Annotated in this window: 9 protein-coding genes; 3 read left to right on the plus strand and 6 right to left on the minus strand. The window is 64.5% G+C overall.

Features of this window, described 5'->3' with window-relative positions; translation table 11 throughout:
* The 3 genes from ACSLE4_RS14345 to ACSLE4_RS14355 all read right to left on the minus strand — a co-directional run.
* The coding region (locus tag ACSLE4_RS14345) for an inorganic phosphate transporter (RefSeq protein WP_435905108.1) at nucleotides 1–783 on the minus strand (783 nt) is incomplete at its 3' end.
* 126 nt (nucleotides 784–909) lie between these two features.
* Nucleotides 910–1,332, minus strand: a complete 423-nt coding sequence (locus ACSLE4_RS14350; protein ID WP_435905109.1) for an NUDIX hydrolase — start codon at nucleotides 1,330–1,332, stop codon at nucleotides 910–912.
* 165 nt (nucleotides 1,333–1,497) lie between these two features.
* Nucleotides 1,498–2,154 (minus strand): arylesterase, encoded by a 657-nt coding sequence (locus ACSLE4_RS14355; protein ID WP_435905110.1) that lies wholly within the window; start codon nucleotides 2,152–2,154, stop codon nucleotides 1,498–1,500.
* Nucleotides 2,155–2,223: 69 nt separating this feature from the next.
* Between ACSLE4_RS14355 and ACSLE4_RS14360 the strand changes: the two genes are divergently transcribed.
* The 3 genes from ACSLE4_RS14360 to ACSLE4_RS14370 all read left to right on the plus strand — a co-directional run bounded on the left by ACSLE4_RS14360 (nucleotide 2,224) and on the right by ACSLE4_RS14370 (nucleotide 6,388).
* Nucleotides 2,224–2,940 carry an ABC transporter ATP-binding protein gene (locus ACSLE4_RS14360; protein ID WP_435905111.1) on the plus strand — a complete coding sequence of 239 codons (717 nt, stop codon included), beginning with the start codon at nucleotides 2,224–2,226 and terminating at the stop codon, nucleotides 2,938–2,940.
* Complete coding sequence (locus ACSLE4_RS14365) at nucleotides 2,937–5,513, plus strand: ABC transporter permease (RefSeq protein WP_435905112.1); 2,577 nt, start codon at nucleotides 2,937–2,939, stop codon at nucleotides 5,511–5,513. The genes ACSLE4_RS14360 and ACSLE4_RS14365 overlap by 4 nt, the downstream gene beginning before the upstream one ends.
* Nucleotides 5,514–5,629: 116 nt before the next feature.
* On the plus strand, nucleotides 5,630–6,388 hold the full coding sequence (locus ACSLE4_RS14370) for a Bax inhibitor-1/YccA family protein (protein ID WP_435905113.1): 759 nt from the start codon (nucleotides 5,630–5,632) through the stop codon (nucleotides 6,386–6,388).
* A gap of 263 nt (nucleotides 6,389–6,651) precedes the next feature.
* On the opposite strand, the gene ACSLE4_RS14375 is transcribed toward ACSLE4_RS14370, so the two are convergent.
* From ACSLE4_RS14375 to acnA, 3 genes are all read right to left on the minus strand, one after another.
* Nucleotides 6,652–7,005: a DUF2794 domain-containing protein gene (locus ACSLE4_RS14375; RefSeq protein ID WP_435905116.1), complete on the minus strand. Its 354-nt coding sequence runs from the start codon at nucleotides 7,003–7,005 to the stop codon at nucleotides 6,652–6,654.
* Nucleotides 7,006–7,349: 344 nt separating this feature from the next.
* Entirely contained in the window at nucleotides 7,350–8,120 is a 771-nt protein-coding gene (locus tag ACSLE4_RS14380) for a DUF1223 domain-containing protein (RefSeq protein WP_435905114.1), read from the minus strand.
* Between the two features lie 72 nt (nucleotides 8,121–8,192).
* Nucleotides 8,193–10,508 (minus strand): aconitate hydratase AcnA (gene acnA / locus ACSLE4_RS14385; RefSeq protein ID WP_435905115.1); only part of this gene is annotated, 2,316 nt, incomplete at its 5' end.

The following is a 10,508-nucleotide window of genomic DNA, read 5'->3' on the forward strand; positions in this document are numbered from 1 at the left end:
GACCACGAGATAGGCCGCGAAGATCGCCGCCATAAGCGCCACCAAGACGGGCACCCAGCGGCGCGCGGCGGCGATCTTGTCCTCCTGGTAGATGAGGTTGACCTTGATGAAGGCGAGCGCGCCTGCCGCGATGACACCGCCAATAAGCGGAGACGTCAGCCAGCTCGCAAAGATCGAGGTCACCACGAACCAATCGACAACATCGACGCCAACCGCCACGACCCCGGCGCCGAGCACACCGCCGACGATGGCGTGGGTCGTCGAGACGGGTGCGCCGAGAAACGTGGCGAGGTGAACCCACAGCGCAGAAGCGAGCAGCGCCGACATCATCACCCAGACGAACACGTCGCTGCTGCCCACGAGCGCCGGATCGATGATGCCTTTGGAGATGGTCTGGACCACGTCCCCGCCAGCGATCAGCGCGCCGGCGCACTCGAAGATCGCGGCGATGACGAGCGCGCCCGTCATGGTCAGCGCTCGCGCCCCAACCGCCGGGCCGACATTGTTGGCCACGTCGTTGGCGCCGATGGTCAGCGCCATATAGCCGCCGATCACCGCGGCCACGACCATCAGAACGGCGTTCTGACTCGCGCCGATCTGGCTGCTGGCGAGCACGCCCGCCGTGGCGAGAAAGAGCACGGCGATGCCGAGGGTGAGCCGGTTGCGGGAGACGGCGCGGGTCGCCTCCTCCAGCCGCTCGATCTTGCGGAGATCCTTGTCGAGGGACGTCTTCCGGACTTTGTCCACGCGCGCGCCGGGCGCGCTGTCGTCCCGCAGCGTCATGCGCTCAGTTTCCCCCAAAATCCATCACAGGAGGGTCATACGGGGTCTTGCAGAGCGCCACAACCGCGCCGCGGGGTTTTCAACGGGAGGCGTGTCAAACCGAAGCGGGCGCGTCCATCTGGCGATTTACGCGGCTTTCTGGCGGAAAAAATCACTCAAAAGCGCCGAAAGCTCGTCGTCGGCCACCAGCGAAGCAGCCTCTTCCGGCGGGACCCACAGGGTCTTCCGCGCCGCCTTCTCGGGCCAATCAAGCTGCTGGCAGCGTACCCGAAGGGCGTAGACGTCGACGCGGCACTTGGCCCAGGAAAAGAGATGGAACCGCTTGGTGTACTCGAAAGACCCAAGGCGCTCGGGCTCGATATCGCCCTCGACGCCCGCCTCCTCGGCCGCTTCCTGCCCGGCCAGATCGGCGTCGGCCATGTCCGGCTTCGGCCAGCCCCTGGGGATCGTCCACCGGCCGCGCCCCCGCGTGGTGATGAGAAGGACCAAAGGCCCTTCGGCCGTCTCCACGATCGGCAGCGCCGCAATTTGTTTCAGAGGTGAGCTCATCTCTTCCAGACCGAATCGGGCAAACGACCATGCGCCGAGCACTCTCGCATGCTCACTCCGACAAATTCGTGGCAACTTCGCCAGCATGCGCGGTCAGCGGCGCGAACAAGACGGTAAGTGCGACCAGCAGCGCTCTCATGCAAGTCTCCAACGCATGGACACGATCTATCCTTCTCCCTTTGCTTGGGTCTGCGCCAACAGCGCTTCCACCTTCGGCAACATGTTCTCGACAATGACGGCGACGCCCTTGCCGTTGGGATGGATGCCGTCCTTCAGCATCAAATTGTCATTGAGCGCGGCGCCTTCAAGAAAAAAGGGATAGAGGATCACGTCATATTGGGCGGCAAGACCCGGATACATCGCGCCGAACGCGGCGACGTAGTCCTTGCCGAGATTTCGCGGCGCTTCCATGCCAGTCAGCAGCACGGGCAGGCCTTTCGCCTGAATAGTCTCGATGATCTTGCCCAACGTCGCCTTGGTGCGGTCTGGCGGAAGACCTTGCAAGGCATCGTTCGCGCCAAGTTCGAGGATCACCGCGTCGGCGTCTTCCGGGATCGCCCAATCGAGGCGCTGCAACCCGGCTAGCGCGGTGTCACCCGATACGCCCGCGTTCACGACCCTGACAGTGTGGCCGCGCGCCTTCAAAGCCGCCTCAAGCTGCGCCGGGAAAGATTGATCCTGCGGCAGGCCGTAGCCCGCCGTGAGGCTATCGCCCAGCGCGACGATGACGGTCTCGCTCGGCTCGGCCCGCGAGACATCAACCTCAGAGGCAAACAGCAAGGCTGCGGCGAGAAGGCCCAGGCGGGCGATACGAAGTTTCATCTTTTCGACCTGTTTGACGTTCTCTAATGCGGCTACCCTGCCAGCCCTTCCGACGGTGACCTTCCGCACATGGACCAGACCTTGCAACAACGCCCCGCCATAGAGCTTGACGGCGTACATGTCACGCTGCCCTCGCGCGCCGGCGCCGTCGCCATCCTGCGCGGCATCGATCTAATCGTTCCTTCGGGCGAAGCTGTGGCGGTGGTGGGCCCCAGCGGTTCCGGTAAATCAACGCTTCTCATGGTCATCGCCGGGCTGGAACGCGCCACGGCCGGCAAGGTCACCGTGGCCGGCGCCGATCTGGGCACGCTGGACGAGGACGGCCTGGCGCGGCTGCGCGCCGCCAAGATCGGCATCGTGTTCCAGTCCTTCCATCTGGTGCCGACCATGACCGCCATCGAGAACGTAGCTCTGCCCATGGAGTTCTTGGACATGGACGGCGCCTTCACGATTGCGCGGGAGGCCCTGGACGATGTCGGGCTGTCCCATCGCGAGTCCCACTTTCCAGGCCAGCTCTCCGGCGGCGAGCAGCAGCGCGTCGCCATTGCGCGCGCGCTGTCCACCAAGCCCGCACTGATCCTTGCCGATGAGCCCACCGGCAATCTCGATCTCGCGACCGGAGCACAAGTCATGGACCTTCTATTCACGCTCAAAGAGCGCACAGGCGCCACGCTCCTGCTCATCACCCATGACAGTGAGCTCGCCAAGCGCTGCGACCGGACCGTGAGCCTTGCCGACGGGCAGATCGTCAAGGGCGGCGCCAAGCGCCGTGTGAAGGCCTCGTGACCGCCGCCGCGACAACAGCTGAGGTGCCGTCCGCCTCCACACGGCTGCCTCTCGCCTTCACCATCGCCATGCGGGAGCTACGCGCAGGCGCGAGTGGACTTGTGGTCTTCGTGCTGTGCATCGCGCTCGGCGTCGCCGCCGTGGCCGCCATCGGCTCGCTGGCCGCCGCCTTCGACAAGGCGCTGGCGAACCAGGGACGGCTTCTCATCGGCGGCGACCTTTCCTTCGAGGTGATCCACCGCCAAGCGAACCCCGAGGAACTGGCCGCACTCAAGGCGCTCGGCGAGATCAGCGAGTCGGCGAGCTTTCGCGCCATGGCCCGCGCCGAAGACGGCAAGAGCGCGCTGGTCGAGGTGAAGGCGGTTGACGCGTCATACCCGCTTTACGGCGAGGTGGCGGTGATCGAGCCGCAGGATGCCGGAAGCGCCTGGCGCGAGCCCGACACGGTGCTGGCCCAACCCATTCTGCTGAACCGGCTCGGCGTGAAGATCGGCGATACGCTCAAGATCGGCGAGGCCATAGTGACCCTTGGCGGCACGCTCGGGGAGCAACCCGACCGTCTCGCCGACCGGCTGTCCTACGGCCCGAAGCTTCTGATGTCGCGCGAGACGCTTGAGAAGACCGGACTGGTGCAGCCGGGCAGTCTGATCCGCTGGACCTATCGCGTGAAGATGCCGGACGACGCCGGCACCGACCGCGACAAGCTCACAGCCGCCCGCAAGGACATGGAGACCAAGTTTCCGCAAAGCGGCTTCGCCATTCTCGGCTGGACCGACCCGGCGCCTTCGCTGCGCCGTGATGCGGAGCGCTTCACCCAGTTCATCAACTTCGTCGGCCTGACCGCGCTGCTATTGGGCGGCATCGGCGTCGGCAACGCCATCCAGAGCTACATGGCGAAGAAGCGCGACGTCATCGCCACATTCAAATGTCTCGGCGCCACAAGCCGGCTCGTGCTCGACGTCTATCTGATCCAGTCACTGATGCTCGCCGTGATCGGCATCGCCATCGGTCTGGTGCTGGGCGCGCTGGCGCCCTTGGCCATCGCCACGCTCTATGAGGACACGCTACCCATCGCGCTCGCCATCGAGCCCCATCCCATACCGCTCATCGTCGCCGCGTTGGCGGGCCTGCTCACCATGGTGCTGTTCGTGCTGTGGCCGCTGGGCCGGGCGAGCCGCATCGCGCCGGCCGTGCTCATGCGCGCGCATCTCACCGAGGGGAGCGAGCGCTCGGCCACGCCCTTCGCGCTCGGTTCCGCGGCGGCCGGGCTGGCCCTGTTCGTGCTCGCCGTCGCCGCGTCCGAGGAGCGCCTGGTCACCGCCGCCATCTCCGCCGGCATCGTGGTCGCCTTCGGGCTCCTGCTCGGCTTTGGGCTTTTGGTACAGCGTCTCGCCGCCCGCTTCCGGCGCACCAAGCCGCCCGCCTGGGGGCTGGCGCTCGCCAGCATCGGCGCGCCGGGCTCGCTTGCCCGCTCCATCGCCGTGTCGCTGGGGCTCGGCCTGGGGCTTTTGATCGCTGTTGCGCTGATCCGTCATTCGCTCCTCACCGAGATCGAGAGCCATGTGGAGCTGGACGCGCCCGCCTATTACTTCCTCGATGTCGAGCCCGAAGACCTCGCCACGTTCCAGAAGACCGCCAAAGCCATCGAACCGAAGGCCAAGATGGACGATGCGCCCATGCTGCGCGGCCGCATCGTCAAGCTAAAGGGCGTCTCGGTCGACGAGGCGGAGGTCTCGCCGGACACGCGCTGGGTACTCTCCGGCGATCGCGGCCTGACCTACACCGACAGCGTTCCGGGCTCCTCGACAGTGGAAGAAGGCGAATGGTGGCCGAAAGACTATGACGGCCCGCCGCTCGTCTCCTTCGACGGCGAACTCGCCAAGGGGCTCGGGCTGAAGCTCGGCGACCAGATCACGGTCAACATTCTCGGCCGCAACATCGATGCCAAGATCGCGAGCATGCGGAAGATCGACTGGGAGTCGCTTGCCATCAATTTCGTCATGGTGTTCTCGCCGAATACGCTAGAGGACGCGCCGCACCGCCTGGTCACCACGCTCGAGCTACCCAAGGGCACGAGCGCCGAGACCGAGGCCAAGATCATTCAGTCTCTCGCCGAACGTTTCCCGCTGGTGACCGCCATCAAGATCGGCGACATCGTCAACGCGGCCAAGGTCATGCTGGCCAAGCTCATGGCGGCCATTCAGGCGACTGCAGGCTTCACGCTTCTGATCGGCGCCGCGGTGCTTGCGGGCGCGGTGTCCGCCGGCCAGCAGCGCCGGAAATATATCGCCGTGCTTTATAAGACGCTCGGCGCCACGCGCCGGCGCATCATCACCGCGGAGTTGCTCGAATTCGGCGTGCTGGGACTCGCCACCTCGCTGCTGGCGATCCTCATCGCCACCATCACCGCCTGGGCCCTTTGCACCTTCGCCTTCGATATCGAGTTCGTCTTCGACGCGGGGGCAGCGCTTCAGACCATCGGGCTGGCGCTGACGCTGGTACTCGCCGTCGGCGCGATCACTACCTGGCGGGTGCTGTCGGTCAAGGCGGCGCCCTATCTCAGGGCCGAATAAGGGCGGTTTCGCCGCTTGGCGGACACGCTCTCTTCATCTTGCGCAACTAGCCTCAAACCACCATATTCCAAGCCAAATTAGCTTTCTGACCAACGCGAACCAAGGGATTCTCTTACATGGCGGAACTCGACAGACGGTATGGGCAAGGCACGGCGGTCGGACGCGAAGCAGGCGTCATCGACCAAGGCCTGCGCGCCTATATGATCCGCGTCTACAACTACATGGCCTCAGGCGTGGCCATCACCGGCGTCGTCGCCTACGCGATCTATGCCATGTCGGTGGTGACTGGCACTGACGGAGCCGTGACCGGCCTGACCCCGTTCGGCAACTTCATGTACGCCAGCGCCTTCAAATGGGTGGTGATCTTCGCGCCGCTCGCCATGGTGTTCTACCTATCGATGCGCATCGGCAAAATGAGCTTGGGCGCGGCCCAGGTCGCCTTCTGGGTGTTCGCCGCGCTCATGGGCGCCTCGATCTCCTCGATCTTCCTGGTCTATGCCGGCGAGAGCATCGCGCGGGTGTTCTTCATCAGCGCCGCCGCGTTCGGCGCGCTGAGCCTTTGGGGCTACACCACGAGCAAGGACCTCTCGGGGTGGGGCTCGTTCCTGTTCATGGGCCTGATCGGCATCATCATCGCCTCGCTGGTGAACCTGTTCATCGGCTCAACCGCGCTCCAGTTCGCGGTGTCGGTGATCGGCGTTCTGGTGTTCGCGGGGCTGACCGCCTACGACACCCAGCAGATCAAGGAGATGTACAGCGCCAACGACGACGGCACCATGTCCGGCCGCAAGGCGGTGATGGGCGCGCTGCGGCTCTATCTGGACTTCATCAACCTGTTCTTGATGCTCCTTCAGCTCTTCGGCGACCGCCGCTAACGGCAAAATGCCATCGACGGAACGGCAAAGGCCCCGGCATCCCGCCGGGGCCTTTCATTTTGGATTCAGCCTGCTTCCAAGGGGCGCAAGGGGTCCCGGTTGAAAATCTGGGCGCACAACCCATCTTTCAGCTGTGATGGGCATCCCTCCCCATCACAGGTTCCCCCCAAAAGGAACCGAAGAAGCCCCGAGCCCCCCGTCTCCGGGGCTTCTTCTTTATCTGCCGGCCTGTTTGCCTGATACCTCCCCTCGACGGGGAGGGATTACGCCTCGACCAGCCGCAAGCCCTTGTCGAGCGCGCGTAAGACCCGCGCAAGGTCGTGGCCGCGCTTAAGGATCAGGCCGGTGGCTGCGATCACGCTATAGGCGCCCTGGCGGCGCGCCAGCCTGGGCGTTTTCTCAATGCGGTAGAGTGGCATCTCCGACGAGCGCCGGAACACGGAGAACACGGCCTTCTCGCGCAGTGTGTCGATAGCGTAATCGCGCCATTCGCCGCTCGCGACCTTCCGGCCGTAGACATTGAGGATTTGTGAGAGTTCGCGGCGGTCGAAAGAGATTGCACCGCGCCTTGAAACGCCCTCGGAAGGGCTCTGATCGCCGCCAGCCTTGCGGGCCAGCGGCACGACTATGGGCTCGGTTTCGCTCAACGCGCGCCTCCTGTAACGGAACGTTCATGATGACCGTCCGCCGACAGAAATTCAAGCCGCACGGCGCGTCACACGGCCTGTAACAAAACGAAATATAAATCACAGTTCCGCCCAAGTTCAGTCAAGGGCGCGCCCAAAAACCTCGTATGATTGCAGATGTTGCCTCTCGGCCCGGTCCATATGAGAGGCTTCGGATCTCAGCCCCCCAGCCCCCCGGGGTCTTCTCTCGGACCGGGCCCACTTCTTAGAGGCCACTTAAAAGGGCCGGCGAAAGCCGGCCCTTTTATTTTGGAAACCGCAAAAAAGCGACGGGGCTATTCGCGCTCGTAGGCTGCGGCGCCGAGGATCGGGCCCGAGCCTTCGACCTGCAACATCGCCACTAGACAGTCGCCGCCGATGGTCTGGAGCTCGTTCAGCGGCAGGCGCAGCGTCATCCGTTCGCCCTTCCACATGCCGATCGGCGTGAGCTCACGCACCGGGTGCGAGTAGGTGATCTTCTTGCCGCGATTCTCGCCGCGGGAAATGGCGACGGTCTCCTTGTCCTTCGCCACCGCGAGCCACACCGTCGCCTCGCGCATGTCGGAGGTTTCCGGCGCCGCGCCGATATCGACAACCAGGCTGTTGCCTTCGGCCTGCATGGAGATTGGCACCTTTACGTTCTTGAGGCGTCGCTCCGCGTTGCGCAACGCCATCTCGATCGCCGCCTCGTTGGCGCCGTTTACATGAGTGATGCCGTCAACGACCATTTGCGGCGTGTAGACCCGGCCATCGCCGCGGGCGAGCGCATAGTCGCGCTGCCGCTCGCTGTTTTCCGGGCTCGAAAGCGTGTCGTGCCAGCCGAGATAGTTCCAGTAATCGACGGAGAAAGACAGGGTGATGACACCCGGCTTGTCGCGCCACGCGTTGAGCAGCTCATCCGCCGGCGGGCAGGACGAGCAGCCCTGGCTCGTGAACAGTTCGAGCAGGATGGGCGATGCCGACGTCTTCGGCGGCTGGGCGTGGCTCGAAGCAGACAGGCCGAGCAGACCGGACGCGGCCGCGAAGAGAACGCCGGCCCCAAGCGCGATGAATGTAGCTGGCCTCATGGCTGCTAGAATGCCGGAATTAGCCTGAGATTTCCGGAAAAACGGCTCAACTGGGGTCACAACTCAGTGACTTCAGGCCGCTTCTTTGCCGAGCGACCGGAGCACGTAGTGCAGGATTCCGCCGTTCCGGAAATAGTCGAGTTCGTCGAACGTGTCGATCCGGACCTGTAGCGGCACGGCCCGCGTCTCGCCGCCGGGATAGGTGATATCCGCCTCGACCCATTGCCCCGGCTTGATCTCGGTCATGCCTTTCAGCGAAACCGTCTCGCTGCCGGTCAGCCCGAGCTTCTCCCATGACATGTCCTCGGCAAAGACGAGCGGCAGCACGCCCATGCCGATCAAGTTGGAGCGATGGATGCGTTCGAAGCTTTGCGCGATGACGGCGCGCACGCCAAGCAGGCGCGTGCCCTTGGCCGCCCAGTCGCGTGAGGAGCCGGTGCCGTATTCCTTGCCGGCAAACACCACAAGCGGCACGCCCTCTTCCGCGTAACGCATCGCCGCGTCGTAGATCGCCAGACGCTCTTCCGACGGGTAATGCACGGTGACGCCGCCTTCCACACCGGGCACCATCTGGTTCTTGATGCGCGTGTTGGCGAACGTGCCGCGCATCATCACCTCGTGATTACCGCGGCGCGAGCCGTAGGAATTGAAATCGGGCGCGGCGACGCCGTGCTCGGTGAGATAGTGCCCTGCGGGACTATCCTGCCTGATGGCGCCAGCCGGCGAAATGTGGTCCGTGGTGATGGAGTCGTGGAACAGCCCGAGAATGCGCGCACCCTCGATATCGGTCACGGGCGCCGGCTCTGCCGACATGCCGGCGAAGTAAGGCGGCTCTTGCACGTAGGTCGACTTCGTGTCCCACCCATAGGTGAGACCGCCCGCGACTTCGATCGCCTGCCATTCCGGATCGCCGCGGAATACGTCGCCATAGCGCTCCTTGAACATCGACGTCTTCACGGCCTTGCGCACGAGCTTGGCCACCTCCTTGGTCGATGGCCAGATGTCCTTGAGGTAGACCGGCTTGCCGTCCTTCCCAGTCCCGAGCGGCTCGGTCGCAAGATCGACCGTCACGGATCCCGCCAGCGCATACGCCACCACCAGCGGCGGCGACGCCAGATAGTTTGCCTTTACGTCGTGATTGACGCGGCCTTCGAAGTTGCGGTTGCCCGACAGTACCGAGGCCACCGCCAAACCATGCTCGTGGATCGTATGCGAGATCTCCTCGGGCAGCGGCCCCGAATTGCCGATACAGGTGGTGCAGCCATAGCCCACGAGATTGAAACCGAGCTTGTCGAGATCGTCCTGCAAGTCCGCCTTCTCGAGATAGTCGGTGACGACTTGCGAGCCGGGCGCGAGCGATGTCTTCACCCAGGGCTTCACGGTCAGACCTTTTTCGATCGCGTTGCGCGCCAGAACGCCGGCGCCCACCATCACATAAGGGTTCGACGTGTTGGTGCACGAGGTGATGGCCGCGATGACCACGTCACCGTGGCCGAGATCGAAATTCTTTCCCGTCACCGGCACGCGCTTCCCGGCTTCCGCGCCCTTGCCGTATTCTTTCTCGAGCACCTCGGCGAAGGCGGGCGCCGCGCGGTCGAGCGGCACGCGGTCCTGAGGCCGCTTCGGCCCGGCGATCGACGGCACCACGTCGCCTAGATCGAGCGACACCGTGGCGGTGAACTCGGGATCGGGCGTGGCCTCCTTGCGGTAGAGCCCTTGGGCTTTCGCATAGGCCTCGACCAGGGCGATGCGCGAGTCCTTGCGCGCGGTTGCTTTCAAGTAAGCGAGCGTCTCCTTATCGACGGGGAAGAAGCCGCACGTCGCGCCGTATTCCGGCGCCATGTTGGCGATGGTGGCGCGGTCCTCGAGCGGCAAATGGTCGAGCCCCACGCCGAAAAACTCCACGAACTTGCCGACCACGCCCTTTCGCCGCAGCATCTCCGTCACGGTGAGCACCAGATCCGTGGCGGTGACGCCTTCGCGTAATTCGCCAGTGAGCCGGAAGCCGATCACTTCAGGGATCAGCATGGAGATCGGCTGTCCGAGCATGGCCGCTTCCGCCTCGATACCGCCTACGCCCCAGCCCAGCACCGAGAGCCCGTTGACCATGGTGGTGTGGCTGTCCGTGCCGACCAGCGTATCCGGGAATGCGAGCCTGGCTTCGCCGTTCTCCTTCTTGGTCCACACGGTCTGAGCGAGATATTCAAGATTGACCTGGTGGCAGATGCCGGTGCCGGGCGGCACCACGCGGAAATTGTCGAACGCGCCCGCGCCCCAGCGCAGGAACGCGTATCGCTCGCTGTTCCGCTCATATTCCTTATCGACGTTGAACTGGAACGCCGCGCCGGAGCCGAACGCGTCCACCATCACCGAGTGGTCGATGACGAG

Source organism: Methyloceanibacter sp., assembly GCF_051306395.1.
GTDB lineage: Bacteria > Pseudomonadota > Alphaproteobacteria > Rhizobiales > Methyloligellaceae > Methyloceanibacter.

Coding starts and splice junctions, on each gene's coding strand:
- ACSLE4_RS14350 (WP_435905109.1), bottom strand. CDS start 1,332: ATGAGCTCACCTCTGAAACAAATTGCGGCGCTGCCGATCGTGGAGACG.
- ACSLE4_RS14355 (WP_435905110.1), bottom strand. CDS start 2,154: ATGAAACTTCGTATCGCCCGCCTGGGCCTTCTCGCCGCAGCCTTGCTG.
- ACSLE4_RS14360 (WP_435905111.1), top strand. CDS start 2,224: ATGGACCAGACCTTGCAACAACGCCCCGCCATAGAGCTTGACGGCGTA.
- ACSLE4_RS14370 (WP_435905113.1), top strand. CDS start 5,630: ATGGCGGAACTCGACAGACGGTATGGGCAAGGCACGGCGGTCGGACGC.
- ACSLE4_RS14380 (WP_435905114.1), bottom strand. CDS start 8,120: ATGAGGCCAGCTACATTCATCGCGCTTGGGGCCGGCGTTCTCTTCGCG.